Raw genomic sequence first — 14,983 nt, forward strand, 5'->3', positions numbered from 1 at the left:
CGTGCCCGAACCCGGACGGTGGACGGCGCCCGCACCGCAGAGGCCGTGGGCGAGGCTCAGCCGGCCGACTGCTCCGGGAGCCCGGGGAGGGCGACGGGGGCCTCGCCCCACGCGACCGCGCTCGCCCACGAGTCGACGAGGAGGGCGACCGCCTCGGCCCGGGACGCAGGCGCAGCCATGGCGACGAGGCTCGCGTACGTCTGCGCGAGGCCGGACTCGACCTGGCGTGCCAGGGCGGCGACGTCCGCGTCGTCCGGGAGCACGTAGGCGACGCGACGGGGGTCCTGCGCGGTGCCGTCCGTCCCGGCGACGAGGGCCCAGGCCTGGCCGCGCGCCCGGTGCTCGGCGGCGCGCGCGACCGCCGCCGTCCGCGCGTCGTCCTCGGACTGCGCCGCGCGCACCTCGTACGCGTACCCGGCGGCGTCCTCCGTCTCGACGAGCGTCGCGAGGTCCGCGGCGCCGATCCCGGCCGGGGCCTCCTCGACGGGCGGGGCCGTCGTCACGAGCTCGTCGGCCGCAGCCGACCCGGTGAGCGCGGCGAGGCGCTGCGCCGAGACGTGCTCCGAGGCCGCGACGGACGCCAGGAGCCGCGCGAGCCCGGCGTCCGTCGACGCGTCGGCGGACGCGCTCGTGCGCCGCGCGGCCTCGACGAGCGCGACGACGACGTCGTCGGTCGTGACGGCGCCGTCGCCGGGGCCGTCCGTCGGGCCGTCCGTCGTGGCGTCCGTGGTGCCTGGTGCGTCGTCGGCCGTCTCGTCGGCGCCCTGCGCCGGGGCGGTCGTCGTCGAGCCGTCGTCCGGGCGGTCGAGGTCGTCCAGGCCGGAGTCGTAGACCCCGCCGAGGGCGTCGACGTGCCGCGCCGCGAACGCGGCGACCTCCTCGAGCGTCGCGAGGGTCGCCGGGTCGGTCACACCGGGCGTGACGTCCGCCACGAGGCCGGCGACCGTGAGCGCGTCGTCCACCGCGCCGGCGCGCAGCACCTCGACCGCGTCGGGGGAGGGCTCCGCGGGCGGCGGGGTCTCCAGCCGGACGCCGCACCCGGCCGCCAGGACGCCCGTCGCGAGCACCGTGAGGACCGCGAGCAGCCGGCCGCGGGGCCGGGGCGTCCGGCGCGGGCGGGAACGGGTCGCGGCGGGCACCGCGGTCGCGTGGGGGCTCATCGAGGGCGATGATGTCACGTCCGGGGGCCGTGAGTCGTTAGGCTGGTCCCCGGTCGAACGTCCCGACGAGCGGATCGTCGGGAGATCCCGAGACAACAACACACCGGTCGTCTTCCGTACCCGGCGTGGGACACGGACAGGAGCTGAGTCATGGCAGGGCAGGCGGGCGGTCAGCCCGGCAAGGCATCCGGAGGCGACGCGGCCACGCACGCGCTCCGCGAGAGCGTGCGCGAGGCCATCGAGCCGGTGGTCGTGGAGGCGGGTCTCCACCTCGAGGACGTCACGGTGTCCCGCGCCGGCGCCCGGTCCGTGGTGCGCGTCGTGCTCGACCTCCCCGACGACGTCGAGGGCAACCTCGACCTCGACACGGTGGCGGAGGCGACGCGCCCGATCTCCACGGCCCTGGACGCCGTGGACCCGCTCAGCGGCGCGTACACGCTCGAGGTCTCGACGCCCGGCACCGACCGACCGCTCACCGAGCCCCGCCACTTCCGGCGCGCCCGTGGTCGGCTCGTGCGCCTCGTGCTCGCCGACGGCGGCACGGTCGAGGGGCGCCTGCGGGCCGGGTCCGAGGTCGACCCCAACCTCGTCCTGGACGTGCCCGGCGCGCGCGGTGCCGTGACGGAGCGCGTCGTGCCGCTGGCCGAGGTGGTCCGCGGGCAGGTGCAGGTGGAGCTCAAGCGCGCCCTCGAGGCGGACCTGCCCGAGCTCGACGAGACCGACGGCTCGACCGACGACACGACCGCCCGCGACGAGGAGGCCTGACGATGGACGTGGACATGAGCGCGCTGCGCCTGCTGGAGCGCGAGAGGGACATCAGCCTCGACGTCCTGGTCGCCGCGATCGAGCAGGCCCTGCTGTCGGCCTACCACCGCACCCCGGACGCCTACTCGCGCGCCCGGGTCGAGCTCGACCGCAAGACCGGGCACGTCACGGTGTGGGCGCGCGAGGAGCTGCCCACTGCGGAGACCGACGACGAGGGCGCCCCGCGCGGCCCGGTCGAGTACGGCCCGGAGTTCGACCACACGCCCGCCGACTTCGGCCGGATCGCGACGTCGACCGCCCGCCAGGTCATCGTCCAGCGTCTGCGCGACGCCGAGGACGACCAGATCCTCGGCACGTTCCGCGGCAAGGAGGGCGAGGTCCTCGCGGGCGTCATCCAGCAGGGTCGCGACCCGCGCGTCGTCCTGGTCGACGTCGGCGGCACGGAGGCGGTCCTCCCGCCGCACGAGCAGGTCCCGACGGAGGAGTACGTGCACGGCGAGCGCCTGCGCGCGTACGTGCTCGAGGTCGCCCGGGGAATGAAGGGCGCGCAGATCACGTTGAGCCGGACGCACCCGAACCTCGTGCGCAAGCTCTTCGAGCTCGAGGTCCCGGAGGTCGCCGACGGCTCGGTGGAGATCACGGCCATCGCGCGCGAGGCGGGGCACCGCACCAAGGTCGCCGTCCGCTCGCGCGTCCCCGGGCTCGGAGCCAAGGGCGCGTGCATCGGGCCCATGGGCTCGCGCGTGCGCGCGGTCATGGCCGAGCTGCACGGCGAGAAGATCGACATCGTCGACCACAGCGACGACCCCGCACGGTTCGTCGCGAACGCGCTGTCGCCGGCCCGTGTGTCGTCGGTCACGGTCGTCGACGAGGCGGCTCGGGCCGCGCGTGTCGTCGTCCCGGACTTCCAGCTCTCGCTCGCGATCGGCAAGGAGGGGCAGAACGCCCGCCTGGCCGCGAAGCTCACGGGGTGGCGCATCGACATCCGCTCGGACGAGGGCGGCGCCCCGGCCGAGGGGACGGACGGTGCCGCTCCCGCAGGTCCCCGCGCTGCCGACCGGTAGCCGCGGGGCATGGGACGGTCACGGATGACGGACCGGCGCGGTAGACTGTCATCGACCGGGCCGCGAGCCCGCACCTCGACCATGCCCCCGGACTCCACGACCCGCCCCGTTCCCACGGGATCGGGTCCCGTCCGCACGTGCGTCGGGTGCAGGGAGCGCGACCTGCGGTCAGCTCTCCTCCGTCTGGTCCTCGACCGGTCCGGCGCGGGCACCGACGAGCCACGGCTCGTGGTGGACGCCGGGCGGTCGCTGCCGGGTCGCGGTGCGTGGCTCCACGCGTCGACCCGGTGCCTCGAGACGGCGGAACGCCGGCGGGCCGTCCCGCGGGCCCTGCGTGTCGCCGGGCCCCTCGACCTCGCCGCGGTCCGCGCCGCGATCGAGGCCCGTCCGGGAGAGCGCCTCTGAGCCATGCGTCACGGCCCCGTCCGTACGGGGTCGCAAGCACGACACGTCGACAAGGAAGCGGGTTAGAAGCCGATGGGCACCCGATGAGTACCCAGCGATGAGCACCCAGCACTAACGACGGTCCTCCCTGTCCGGGGCGGACCGAGACAGGAGAGTTGTGGCAAAGGTCCGCGTCTACGAGCTCGCGAAGGAGCTCGGGGTGGAGAGCAAGACCATCATGACCAAGCTGACGGAGCTCGGTGAGTTCGTCCGCTCGGCCTCCTCGACCATCGAGCCACCGGTGGTCCGCAAGCTGCGCGACGCCTTCCCCGCCGGGGGCGGCGGCGCGAGCAAGCCCGCGGCGGCGCCCGCCCCCGCGCGTCCGGCCGCGCCCAAGCCGGCCCCGAAGCCCGAGGTCAAGGCCGAGCCGGCCGCACCGAAGGCGGAGGCGTCCGCCCCCCAGCCGGCGGCGCCCGCCCCGGCGAAGGCCGAGTCCGCGAAGGAGCCCCAGGCTCCGGCCCCCGCCGCTCCGGCACCCAAGGCGCCGGCGCCCCAGGCCCCCGCGGCCGAGCGTCCCGCCCCCCAGAAGCCCACCGCCACGCCCAAGCCGGGTGGCGGCCAGAACGCCCCCGGCCCCCGTCCGGGTGGTTCGAGCGCGCGCCCCGGCGCCCCGCGCCCGGGCAACAACCCGTTCGCCTCCAGCCAGGGCATGCCCCGGCAGGGCGGCGGACCGCGTCCGGGTGCCCCGCGCCCGGGCAACAACCCCTTCGCGTCGAGCCAGGGCATGCCCCGGCCCGGCGCGCGTCCCGAGCGCACCGAGGGTGCGGCGGCGGCGTCCGGTGAGCGTCCGGGCGGTCCCCGTCCCGGTGGCCCCCGCCCGGCTCCGCGCCCTGGCGGCCCGCGTCCGAACCCGGGCATGATGCCCGGTCGTACCTCGATCGGTCGCCCCGGGGAGCGTCCTGCGCCCGGCGGTCGTCCCGGTGGGGGCGGCGGTCGTGGGGGCGGCGGCTTCGGCGGCCGCCCCGGTGGCGGCGGCGCTCCCGGTGGTGGCGGCGGTTTCGCCGGTCGCCCCGGCGGCGGCGGTCGCGGTGGCGCGGGTCGTGGCTCGACGCAGGGCGCCTTCGGGCGCGCCGGCGGTCGGCCGGTCCGTGGGCGCAAGTCGAAGCGCGCGAAGCGCCAGGAGTTCGAGCAGATGCAGGCGCCGTCGCTCGGCGGCGTGCAGGTTCCCCGCGGGAACGGCTCGACCGTCGTGCGGCTGCGTCACGGCTCCTCGCTGAACGACTTCGCCGACAAGATCGACGCGAACCCCGCGAGCCTCGTCACCGTCCTCTTCCACCTCGGTGAGATGGCGACCGCGACGCAGTCGCTCGACGAGGACACGTTCGGCACGCTCGCGGCCGAGCTCGGCTACGTCATCGAGATGGTCTCGGCCGAGGAGGAGGACCGCGAGCTGCTCGGGTCCTTCGACATCGACCTGGACGCGGAGCTCGAGGCCGAGGGCGACGACGAGCTCGTGGCTCGTCCGCCGGTCGTCACCGTCATGGGCCACGTCGACCACGGAAAGACCAAGCTCCTCGACGCGATCCGCCAGACGGACGTCGTCGCGGGCGAGGCCGGCGGCATCACCCAGCACATCGGTGCGTACCAGGTGCGCCACGAGCACGAGGGCACCGAGCGCGCGATCACCTTCATCGACACCCCGGGTCACGAGGCGTTCACCGCCATGCGTGCCCGCGGTGCGCAGGTGACGGACATCGCGATCCTCGTCGTGGCCGCGGACGACGGCGTGATGCCCCAGACGATCGAGGCGCTGAACCACGCCCAGGCGGCGAACGTGCCGATCGTCGTGGCGGTGAACAAGGTGGACAAGGAGTCGGCCAACCCGGCCAAGATCCGCCAGCAGCTCACCGAGTACAACCTGGTGGCCGAGGAGTACGGCGGCGACACCATGTTCGTCGACGTGTCGGCCAAGCAGAACATGGGCATCGACGACCTCCTCGAGGCCGTCCTGCTCACGGCCGACGCCTCGCTCGACCTGCGCGCGAACCCGGACAAGGACGCACGCGGTGTCGCCATCGAGGCGAACCTCGACAAGGGCCGCGGCGCCGTCGCGACCGTCCTGGTCCAGTCCGGCACGCTGCGCGTCGGTGACGCGATCGTCGCCGGCACGGCCCACGGCCGCGTCCGCGCGATGTTCGACGAGCACGGCAACGCCGTGACCGAGGCGGGCCCCGCCCGTCCGGTCCTCGTGCTGGGTCTCGCGTCCGTGCCGAGCGCGGGCGACACGTTCCTCGTGGCGCCCGACGAGCGCACGGCACGCCAGATCGCCGAGAAGCGCGAGGCCGCCGAGCGCGCCGCACTCCTGGCCAAGCGCCGCAAGCGCATCAGCCTCGAGGACTTCACGCAGGCGCTCCAGCAAGGCAAGGTCGAGACCCTCAACCTCGTCCTCAAGGGCGACGTGTCCGGTGCCGTCGAGGCCCTCGAGGACGCGCTGCTCAAGATCGACGTGGGCGACGAGGTCGAGCTGCGCGTCATCCACCGCGGTGTCGGTGCGATCACGCAGAACGACGTCAACCTCGCGACGGTCGACAACGCGATCATCATCGGCTTCAACGTGAAGTACGGCGAGCGCGTCGAGGACCTGGCCGAGCGCGAGGGTGTCGACGTCCGCTTCTACTCGATCATCTACCAGGCGATCGAGGACGTGGAGGCCGCGCTCAAGGGCATGCTCAAGCCGGAGTACGAGGAGGCCCAGCTGGGCACCGCGGAGATCCGCGAGATCTTCCGCTCCTCGAAGTTCGGCAACATCGCCGGTTCGATCGTCCGCTCGGGCGAGATCCGCCGCAACGCCAAGGCCCGCGTCCTGCGCGACGGCAAGATCATCGGGGACAACCTCACGGTCGAGTCGCTCAAGCGCTTCAAGGACGACGCGACCGAGGTCCGCGAGGGCTTCGAGTGCGGTATCGGACTGGGCTCGTTCAACGACCTCCAGGTCGGCGACACGATCGAGACGTTCGAGATGCGGGAGAAGCCGCGTTCCTGACGCTCGTCACGCCCGGGGGCGGTCACGGTTCGTGGCCGCCCCCGGGCGTTCGTCTCCCGGAGGTCCCGCCCGGCTGACGGGCACCGTTCGGCGTACGGTCGTCGGGACCGGAGCCGGAACGCTCGGCACGAAAGGAAGAAGCCATGGTCGACCACCCTCGGGCGAGGAAGCTCGCCGACCGCATCAAGGAGATCGTCGCGCAGCTGCTCGACACGCGGATCAAGGACCCGCGCCTCGGGTTCGTCACGGTGACGGACGTGCGCGTGACCGGTGACCTCCAGAACGCGTCCGTGTTCTACACCGTGTACGGCACCGACGAGGAGCGGGCCGGGACGGCCGCCGCGCTGGAGAGCGCGAAGGGGCTCATCCGGTCCGAGGTCGGCAAGCAGACGGGGATCCGCCTGACGCCGACGATCGAGTTCCACCTCGACTCCGTCCCCGAGACGGCGGCGCACCTCGACGCCGCGCTCGTCGAGGCGCGCCGACGCGACGCCGAGCTCGCGGCCCTGCGCGAGGGCAAGGCCTTCGCCGGGGAGGCGGATCCCTACCGCTCCTCGGAGGACGCGGACGCCGCCGCCGACGACGACCGGGCCTGAGCACGTGGGCGGACGATCGCCCAGGGAGGACCGTCGTGAGCGGCGGCCCGTCGCGCCCGACGGTCTGGTCGTCGTCGACAAGCCGGGCGGCTGGACGAGCCACGACGTGGTCGGTCGCGGACGCCGGCTCGCGGGCACGCGCAAGGTCGGCCACGCGGGCACGCTCGACCCCATGGCGACGGGCGTGCTCGTGCTCGGGGTCGGCCGGGCGACGAAGCTCCTCACGTACGTCGTCGGCGCGGACAAGGACTACGACGCGACGATCCGGCTCGGCGCGAGCACGACGACCGACGACGCCGAGGGCGAGGTCGTCGCGACCGCGGACGCGTCCGGCGTCGGGCGCCCCGACCTGGACCGCGCGATCGCCGACCTCACGGGGGAGATCCTCCAGGTGCCGAGCACGGTGAGCGCGATCAAGGTCGACGGGAAGCGCGCCTACGCCCGGGCGCGGGCGGGCGAGGACGTCGCGCTCGCGGCGCGGCCCGTCGTCGTCTCGCGCTTCGAGGTCCGCGACGTCCGTGCGGTCGCGCCGGGGAAGCCGTCGGGCCTGCCCGACGGCGCGTCCCCGGCCCTGGACGTGGACGTCGCCGTGACCGTCTCGTCGGGCACGTACGTGCGCGCGCTCGCGCGCGACCTGGGGGCGGCGCTCGGCGTCGGCGGGCACCTCACCGCCCTGCGACGCACGCGCGTCGGCGGGTACGGGCTCGACGTCGCGGCGACGCTCGAGGAGCTCGAGGCGCAGGCCGACCGCGACGGCGTCCTCGCGACGCTGCCGCTCGCCGACGCTGCGCGCGCGACGTTCCCCGTGCGCGAGCTCACGCCGGAGGAGGCCACGGCGCTGTCGTACGGGCAGTGGATCCCCGGGACCGGGGCGCCCGGGACCACGGCGGCGATCTCCCCGGCCGGCGAGCTCGTCGCCCTCGTCGAGGACACGCGCCGCGGCGGCGCGGACCTCGCGAGGCCCGTGCTCGTCCTGGCGCCTGCCTGACGCCCTCGGTTCGGCGCCGCGGCCGGGGCGTGGCAGTCTTGTCCAGCGGCGCCGACGACTCCCTGCCGGCGCACCCGACCCACCCCCTCACCGGAGGAGTTCTCGCGTGCACCTGTGGACGGACCTGAGCCAGGTTCCCCCGGGTTTCGGCCCGTCGGTCGTGACGATCGGCAACTTCGACGGCGTCCACCGCGGCCATGCCCAGGTGCTCGGCCGCATCGTCGACCTCGCGCGCGAGCGCCACGCGCGCGCCGTCGCCGTGACGTTCCACCCGCACCCGGCGGTCGTGCACCGCCCCGAGAGCGCGCCCGAGCTCATCACGGGCATCGCGGACCGGGTCGAGCTGCTCGCCGGGACGGGTCTCGACGCCGTCCTCCTCGTGGAGTACACGCTCGAGTTCGCGCGCCAGACCCCCGAGGAGTTCGTGCGGACGTATCTCGTCGACGGGCTGGGGGTGGGCACGGTCGTCGTGGGCCACGACGTGCGGTTCGGGCGCGACAACGCGGGCACGCTCGAGACCATGGTCGAGCTCGGGTCGCGGTTCGGGTTCGAGGTCGTGGCGATCGACGACGTCGGGCAGCACCAGGGCGTACCCGTCACGGAGGAGAGCGCGCCGGGCGACTCGCAGGTGCGCTGGTCGTCCACGGGCGTGCGGGCCCTGCTCGCGGCGGGCGACGTGCGCGAGGCGGCGCGGATCCTCGGCCGGTCGCACCGCGTGCGGGGCACGGTCGTGCACGGCGACGCCCGGGGCCGTGAGCTCGGCTTCCCGACGGCGAACCTCGGCTCGATCAGCGGCATGGTCCCGGCGGACGGCGTGTACGCGGGGTGGCTGGAGCGGCCGCAGCTCGCGGGCGCCGACCCCGAGCACGCCGACGTCCGGCTCCCAGCCGCGATCTCCATCGGCACCAACCCCACGTTCGACGGTGTCGAGCGCCGCGTCGAGGCCTACGTCCTCGACCGCGCCGACCTCGACCTGTACGACGAGGACGTGGTGCTCGAGCTCGTCGAGCGGCTGCGTCCCACGTTGCGGTTCGACGGCATCGAGCCCCTCGTCGCCCAGATGCACGACGACGTCGCGCGCGCCCGCGAGCTCCTCGCCGTCCGGGGCGGGGAGCAGGCCGCGACGCCCACGGGGGCCTGATCGTGGCGGCTCCCGCCCCGAGCCCTGCCCCCGTGCTGGAGGCGCGCGCGCTGCGCGTCGGCTACGCGGACGTCGCGGTGTGCGCGCCCGTCGACCTCGCCGTGGCCCCGGGCGACCTGGTCGTCGTCATCGGCGCGAACGGCAGCGGGAAGTCGACGCTCCTGCGCACGCTGCTCGGTCTCCAGCCCGCGCTCGGCGGCGCGGTGCGGGCGTTCGGGCGTGCCGTCGACGAGCGCGAGCGGGACTTCCGCGCGCGGGTCGCGGGCGTGCTCGACGACGACGCGTTCTTCCCCGCCCTGACCGTGCGCGAGCACCTCGTCCTCGTCGCGCGCGGGCACGGCGTGGCTGGTGCTGGCGCGGCCGTGGACGCGCTCCTCGACCGGTTCGGGATCGCGGAGCAGGCGGCGTCGCTGCCGTCGGCGCTCTCGTCGGGCCAGCGACGACGCTTCCTGCTGGCGTCCGGCTTCGTCCGGCCGCGCGAGCTGCTCGTGCTCGACGAGCCGGAGCAGCGCCTCGACCCCGGCATGCGCGAGCGGCTCGCGGGCCTGCTCGTCGACGACGCGCGCAGCGGCGTCGCGGTCGTCCTCGCGACGCACGACCCCGACCTGGTCGCGCGGACCGGTGCCCGTGGCCTGCTCGTCGGGGACGACGCGTGCGTCGCGCTCGAGCCGGCGGACACGCACGACGCGCTGCTGGCGGTGCGCTGACGGTGACCGGCGCGCACCCCGACGGAGCCCGCGGAGCGACCCGCGGTGCCGACCGCGACGACGGCCGCGACGACGGCCGCGACGGCGCGGTGCGCAGGCTGCGCACCGATCCCGACGAGCTGCTCACCGGCCGCGAGCTGCGGCGCCTGACCGCGCGCGCCGCGGCGGCGCGGGCCGATGCCGGGCCGGGGGAGATCGTCGTCGACGTCGCGTACGCGGTCGTGTCCGTCGCGCTCGCCACGGTCTGGGTGGTCGGGCTCGCCACGATGCTGCGCTCGTCGCTGGACACCGGCGCCGCGACCGGCTCGCAGCAGGTGCTCGGGCCGGGCGGGGTCCAGGCGCTCGGGACGGCCGCGCTGCTCGCGTTCCTCACGGGGACGGCCGTGCGCCTCGGTCCGGTGGGCGCGGGCAGCGCGGGCGTGCGCTGGTGGGCGCCCACACCGGCAGACCGGCGCGGGCTCGTCGTGCCGTCGTTCGTCCGAGCGGTGCTGCTCGGCGGCGTCCTCGGCGCGGTCGGGACCGCCGTCGTCGCGGTCGCCGCAGGGCTCGACGCCGGTGCGTCCCTGCGGGGCGCGCTCACGGGCGGCGTCCTCGGCCTCCTGCTGGTCTCCGTCACGGGCCTCGCCCAGCCGTCGCCCCGCGCGGCGGCGGCGCTCGCTCGTGCGAGCGACGTCGCCGTCGCGGCCGTGCCGGTCGTGGGCCTCGCGCTCGTCGTCGTCGGTCGCCCCGGGCTGCCCGCCCTCGCCGCGCCCCCGCTCGTCGCGGTCGGGCTCCTCGCGGTCGCCGCGGTGCTCGTGCTGCGCTGGTGGCGCGGACTGGAGTCGCTCGGCGCGACCGTCCTGCGCGCGCAGAGCTCGGTCGCGGACCAGGTGGGGGGCGCCGTGCTCTCCTTCGACACGCGCGATCTCGGCCGCGCCCTGCGCCGGGCGGGCGCGGCGCGCGTCCGCGTCCGGCGCCCGCGGCGGTTCGCGGCCGTGCGGGGCCCGTTCGGCGCGGTGGTCGCGGCCGACCTCGTGCTCCTCGGGCGGAGCCCCTCCGCGCTCGCGCAGCTCGTCGGCCTCGGCGCGCTGACCGTCGTCGCGCAGCAGGTCCCCGGCCTCGGCTCGGGGTTCGGCCTCTTCGCGGTGCTGGTCGTGGCCGGGCTCGGCGCCGCCGTGCTCGGTGCCGAGGGCGCACGTACCGCGGAGATGGCCCCCGTCGTCGACGCGCTCGTCCCGCTCGCCGCGCGCTGGACCCGCCTCGCCCGGGCGGTCGTCCCCACCCTCACGGCCGCCGCGTGCCTCCTCGCGGGCTCGGCACCGCTCGTCGTCGCGACGGGCGACGCGCGCTGGGTCGCCTTGGCCGCGCTCACCGCCGTCGTCCAGGGCGGAGCCGCCGTGCGCAGCGCCTACCGCGAGCCGCCGAACTGGGGCGGCCCGCTGCTCGCGACGCCCGCGGGCGGCGTGCCCACGGGTGCCGCCGCCGTCCTGCGCAAGGGTCCCGACCTCGCGGTCCTCGGCGCGGTCCCGCTCGGGGTCGCGCTCCTCGTGGGCACGGCGGGCTGGGTCGCCGTCGTCGCCCAGGCGCTCGCGGCCGTCGTGGCGCTCGCGGTCGCGACCCACGTGCGGGCGGTGCGCTGACCTCGACCTCCGCCGCGACCGCCGTACCCGGACGAGAGAGCACGTGCGGCGTACGAGGGGCCCCGCGCCCTGCGGGGCACCGCTGTCTCGGCTCCGGCGGCCTCAGACGGCTGCCGACGCCTCGACGAGGCGGCCGTCCACCAGGTGCACGCTGGCGGCGACCGGGCCGAGCGTCGCCTCGTCGTGCGTCACCAGATGGGCCACCGCGTCGAGCTCGCGCGCGAGCCGCACGACGAGCTCCACGACCTGCACGCCGCGGCCGTGGTCGAGCGCCGACGCGGGCTCGTCGACGAGGAGCGCCTGCGGGTCGTCCACGAGCCACGGCTGCTGGAACTCGATCGCGATGCGCCCGCGGCGCAGGGCCGCCGCCCGGTCCGCGGCGCGCCGGGACCGACGCCGACGCCGAGCACGGCGCCCGCGCGTGGCCGCCGTGCGCACCTCTCCGACGAGCGCGGCGCGCCCTCGCGCACCGCGGGGTCGCCGAGGCCCGACGGCGCGGCATCCTGCGCAGGTGGCCGGCGCCACGGGAGGCGCGTCCGGGGTCGGCCGACGTGTCACGGGTCCGGGCGCGCGGTCCCGCGGGCGGAGCCGGGCCGAGTCAGCACGTCCACCTGGTAAGATGGATGCGCCGTCTGACCGGCCGCGGATCCAGAGAGCCCGGGAGAACCGTCCCGGCGCACCGCGCAACGAACCCGAAGGAGAACCGTGCCGCTCGACACTGCCACGAAGCAGCGCATCATGACCGAGTACGCGACGAGCGAGGGCGACACCGGTTCGCCCGAGGTCCAGGTCGCGCTCCTCACGCAGCGCATCAAGGACCTCACCGAGCACCTCAAGGAGCACAAGCACGACCACCACAGCCGTCGTGGTCTGCTCCTCCTCGTCGGCCAGCGCCGTCGCCTGCTCGGCTACCTGCAGAAGGTCGACATCAACCGCTACCGCAGCCTCATCGAGCGCCTCGGTCTGCGTCGCTGACACGACACCGCCAGCCCGGTCCCTGCGGGGACCGGGCTGGTCTGGTGTGATGTACCCGTCACACCCCGGCTGAGCACCACCCAGCCGCACACCACCCACCGCGCCGCCGGCCTCTCGTTCGGTCCTCGGTAGTGGCTCACGGACCCCCACGGCCCCGTCCCGGACGGAGCCGGTACGGGAACCGCCGTGGACCTCGATCGAAGACCGCCGAGCGTCGAGTGCGACCGGAGCCCCCGCGCCACGCGCGCCGGGGCGCGGACCGGAACCCTCGACAGGGGCTACCCGGGCGGCGCTTCGAGAAAGGGAGGGCACCCGTGGAGGGTCCCGAGATCCAGTTCGCCGAGGCCACGATCGACAACGGTCGCTTCGGCACCCGCACCGTCCGGTTCGAGACCGGGCGCCTCGCCCGTCAGGCCGCCGGCTCCGTCGCCGCGTACCTCGACGACGAGACCATGCTCCTGTCGGCCACGACGGCCGGGAAGCACCCCAAGGACCAGTTCGACTTCTTCCCGCTGACGGTGGACGTCGAGGAGCGCATGTACGCCGCGGGTCGCATCCCCGGCTCGTTCTTCCGCCGCGAGGGGCGTCCCTCGACGGACGCGATCCTCGCGTGCCGCCTCATCGACCGCCCGCTGCGCCCGCTGTTCGTCAAGGGCCTGCGCAACGAGGTCCAGGTCGTCATCACGGTCCTCGCGATCCACCCGGACGACGCGTACGACACGCTCGCGATCAACGCCGCCTCGGCGTCGACGCAGATCTCCGGCCTGCCGTTCTCGGGCCCGGTCGGCGCCGTCCGCATCGCGCTCGTCGACGGCCAGTGGGTCGCGTTCCCCAAGTACTCCGACAAGGAGCGCGCGGTCTTCGACATGGTCGTGGCCGGGCGCGTCGTGGGGGACGACGTCGCGATCGCGATGATCGAGGCCGAGGCCACCGACGGTGCCTGGGGCCTCGTCAAGGACGAGGGCGTCGCCGCGCCGACCGAGGAGGTCGTCGCCGAGGGCATCGAGGCGGCCAAGCCGTTCATCAAGGCGCTGTGCGACGCGCAGTCGGCGCTCGCCGCCCAGGCCGCGAAGCCGGTCAAGGAGTACCCGGTCTTCCTGGACTACCAGGACGACGCGTTCGCCGCGGTCGAGGCCGAGGTCTCGACCGACCTGCGCGCCGCGCTCGCCATCGCGGACAAGCAGGACCGCGAGAACCGTCTCGACGAGATCAAGAACGAGATGGTCGGCAAGCTCCAGGCCGGGTTCGACGGCCGCGAGAAGGAGCTCTCCGCCGCCTACCGCGCGCTGCAGAAGAAGCTCGTGCGCCAGCGCGTCCTCACCGAGGGCGTGCGCATCGACGGCCGTGGGCTCGCGGACATCCGCACCCTGTCGGCCGAGGTCGAGGTGCTCCCGCGCGTGCACGGCTCCGCGCTGTTCGAGCGTGGCGAGACCCAGATCATGGGCGTCACCACGCTGAACATGCTCCGCATGGAGCAGCAGATCGACTCGCTCGGTCCGGAGACGCGCAAGCGCTACATGCACAACTACAACTTCCCGCCCTACTCGACGGGCGAGACCGGCCGGGTGGGCAGCCCGAAGCGCCGCGAGATCGGCCACGGCGCGCTCGCCGAGCGCGCGCTCGTGCCGGTGCTCCCGAGCCGCGAGGAGTTCCCGTACGCGATCCGTCAGGTGTCCGAGGCCCTCGGCTCCAACGGCTCGACGTCCATGGGCTCCGTGTGCGCCTCGACGCTCTCGCTCCTCAACGCGGGCGTGCCGCTGCGCGCCCCCGTCGCGGGCATCGCGATGGGCCTCATCTCCGACACGGTGGACGGTGAGACCCGCTACGCGGCGCTCACCGACATCCTCGGTGCCGAGGACGCGTTCGGCGACATGGACTTCAAGGTCGCCGGCACGCGCGAGTTCGTCACGGCCATCCAGCTCGACACGAAGCTCGACGGCATCCCCGCCTCGGTGCTCGCCGGTGCGCTGACCCAGGCGCGCGACGCGCGCCTGACGATCCTCGACGTCATCGCCGAGGCCATCGACGTGCCCGACGAGATGTCCCCGAACGCCCCGCGCGTCATCTCCGTGAAGGTGCCGGTCGACAAGATCGGCGAGGTCATCGGCCCCAAGGGCAAGATGATCAACCAGATCCAGGAGGAGACGGGCGCGGACATCTCCATCGAGGACGACGGCACCGTGTACATCGGCGCGACCGACGGCCCGTCGGCCGAGGCCGCCCGCGCGGCGATCAACGCGATCGCCAACCCGCACGTCCCCGAGGTCGGCGAGCGCTTCGTCGGCACGGTCGTCAAGACGACGTCGTTCGGCGCGTTCATCTCGCTCTCCCCGGGCAAGGACGGTCTGCTGCACATCAGCCAGATCCGCAAGCTCGTGGGCGGCAAGCGCGTCGAGAACGTCGAGGACGTGCTGTCCATCGGCCAGAAGGTCCAGGTCGAGATCGGGGAGATCGACCCGCGCGGCAAGCTCTCGCTGCACGCCGTGGTCGAGGAGGAGGCTCCGGCCGACGCCCCCGCGACCGAGGGCGCGGACGCCTGAC

Annotated in this window: 13 protein-coding genes; 11 read left to right on the forward strand and 2 right to left on the reverse strand. The window is 75.0% G+C overall.

Annotated elements, in window-relative coordinates; all coding sequences use genetic code 11:
- Positions 1-56 precede the first annotated feature (56 nt).
- Entirely contained in the window at positions 57-1,160 is a 1,104-nt protein-coding gene (locus JN535_RS14845; RefSeq protein ID WP_205206343.1) for a DUF4439 domain-containing protein, read from the reverse strand.
- Between the two features lie 150 nt (positions 1,161-1,310).
- Here JN535_RS14845 and rimP point away from each other — a divergent pair, with 150 nt between their 5' ends.
- The 9 genes from rimP to JN535_RS14890 all read left to right on the forward strand — a co-directional run bounded on the left by rimP (position 1,311) and on the right by JN535_RS14890 (position 11,467).
- Positions 1,311-1,925, forward strand: a complete 615-nt coding sequence (gene rimP / locus JN535_RS14850; RefSeq protein ID WP_205206344.1) for a ribosome maturation factor RimP — start codon at positions 1,311-1,313, stop codon at positions 1,923-1,925.
- Between the two features lie 2 nt (positions 1,926-1,927).
- Positions 1,928-2,989, forward strand: coding sequence for a transcription termination factor NusA (gene nusA, locus JN535_RS14855; RefSeq protein WP_205206346.1), 1,062 nt, complete (start codon positions 1,928-1,930; stop codon positions 2,987-2,989).
- 81 nt (positions 2,990-3,070) lie between these two features.
- Positions 3,071-3,394: a YlxR family protein gene (locus tag JN535_RS14860; protein WP_240201218.1), complete on the forward strand. Its 324-nt coding sequence runs from the start codon at positions 3,071-3,073 to the stop codon at positions 3,392-3,394.
- 157 nt (positions 3,395-3,551) lie between these two features.
- Positions 3,552-6,416, forward strand: coding sequence for a translation initiation factor IF-2 (infB, locus tag JN535_RS14865; RefSeq protein WP_205206349.1), 2,865 nt, complete (start codon positions 3,552-3,554; stop codon positions 6,414-6,416).
- 143 nt (positions 6,417-6,559) lie between these two features.
- Complete coding sequence (gene rbfA / locus JN535_RS14870) at positions 6,560-7,012, forward strand: 30S ribosome-binding factor RbfA (protein ID WP_205206351.1); 453 nt, start codon at positions 6,560-6,562, stop codon at positions 7,010-7,012.
- Positions 7,013-7,016: 4 nt separating this feature from the next.
- On the forward strand, positions 7,017-8,000 hold the full coding sequence (gene truB / locus JN535_RS14875; protein ID WP_205206352.1) for a tRNA pseudouridine(55) synthase TruB: 984 nt from the start codon (positions 7,017-7,019) through the stop codon (positions 7,998-8,000).
- Positions 8,001-8,106: 106 nt separating this feature from the next.
- Complete coding sequence (locus JN535_RS14880; protein WP_205206353.1) at positions 8,107-9,141, forward strand: bifunctional riboflavin kinase/FAD synthetase; 1,035 nt, start codon at positions 8,107-8,109, stop codon at positions 9,139-9,141.
- A 2-nt stretch (positions 9,142-9,143) separates the two neighbouring features.
- A complete protein-coding gene (locus tag JN535_RS14885; RefSeq protein ID WP_205206354.1) occupies positions 9,144-9,848 on the forward strand; it encodes an ABC transporter ATP-binding protein in 705 nt (234 codons plus the stop codon).
- Between the two features lie 2 nt (positions 9,849-9,850).
- On the forward strand, positions 9,851-11,467 hold the full coding sequence (locus JN535_RS14890; RefSeq protein WP_205206356.1) for a DUF6297 family protein: 1,617 nt from the start codon (positions 9,851-9,853) through the stop codon (positions 11,465-11,467).
- 102 nt (positions 11,468-11,569) lie between these two features.
- Here JN535_RS14890 and JN535_RS14895 read toward each other — a convergent pair whose 3' ends face one another.
- Entirely contained in the window at positions 11,570-11,905 is a 336-nt protein-coding gene (locus JN535_RS14895; protein WP_205206357.1) for a hypothetical protein, read from the reverse strand.
- A 267-nt stretch (positions 11,906-12,172) separates the two neighbouring features.
- On the opposite strand from JN535_RS14895, the gene rpsO reads away from it, so the two are divergent.
- Together rpsO and JN535_RS14905 are read left to right on the forward strand one after the other, a co-directional pair.
- Complete coding sequence (gene rpsO / locus JN535_RS14900; RefSeq protein ID WP_021479897.1) at positions 12,173-12,442, forward strand: 30S ribosomal protein S15; 270 nt, start codon at positions 12,173-12,175, stop codon at positions 12,440-12,442.
- A gap of 314 nt (positions 12,443-12,756) precedes the next feature.
- On the forward strand, positions 12,757-14,982 hold the full coding sequence (locus JN535_RS14905; protein ID WP_205206359.1) for a polyribonucleotide nucleotidyltransferase: 2,226 nt from the start codon (positions 12,757-12,759) through the stop codon (positions 14,980-14,982).
- Position 14,983: the final 1 nt, after the last annotated feature.

The organism is Cellulosimicrobium cellulans (genome assembly GCF_016921195.1).
Taxonomy (GTDB): Bacteria; Actinomycetota; Actinomycetes; order Actinomycetales; family Cellulomonadaceae; genus Cellulosimicrobium; species Cellulosimicrobium cellulans_F.

Bases quoted from the DNA above. Each gene is read 5' to 3' on its own strand.
- JN535_RS14845 (WP_205206343.1), bottom strand. From the start codon at position 1,160: ATGAGCCCCCACGCGACCGCGGTGCCCGCCGCGACCCGTTCCCGCCCG.
- rimP (WP_205206344.1), top strand. From the start codon at position 1,311: ATGGCAGGGCAGGCGGGCGGTCAGCCCGGCAAGGCATCCGGAGGCGAC.
- nusA (WP_205206346.1), top strand. From the start codon at position 1,928: ATGGACGTGGACATGAGCGCGCTGCGCCTGCTGGAGCGCGAGAGGGAC.
- JN535_RS14860 (WP_240201218.1), top strand. From the start codon at position 3,071: ATGCCCCCGGACTCCACGACCCGCCCCGTTCCCACGGGATCGGGTCCC.
- rbfA (WP_205206351.1), top strand. From the start codon at position 6,560: ATGGTCGACCACCCTCGGGCGAGGAAGCTCGCCGACCGCATCAAGGAG.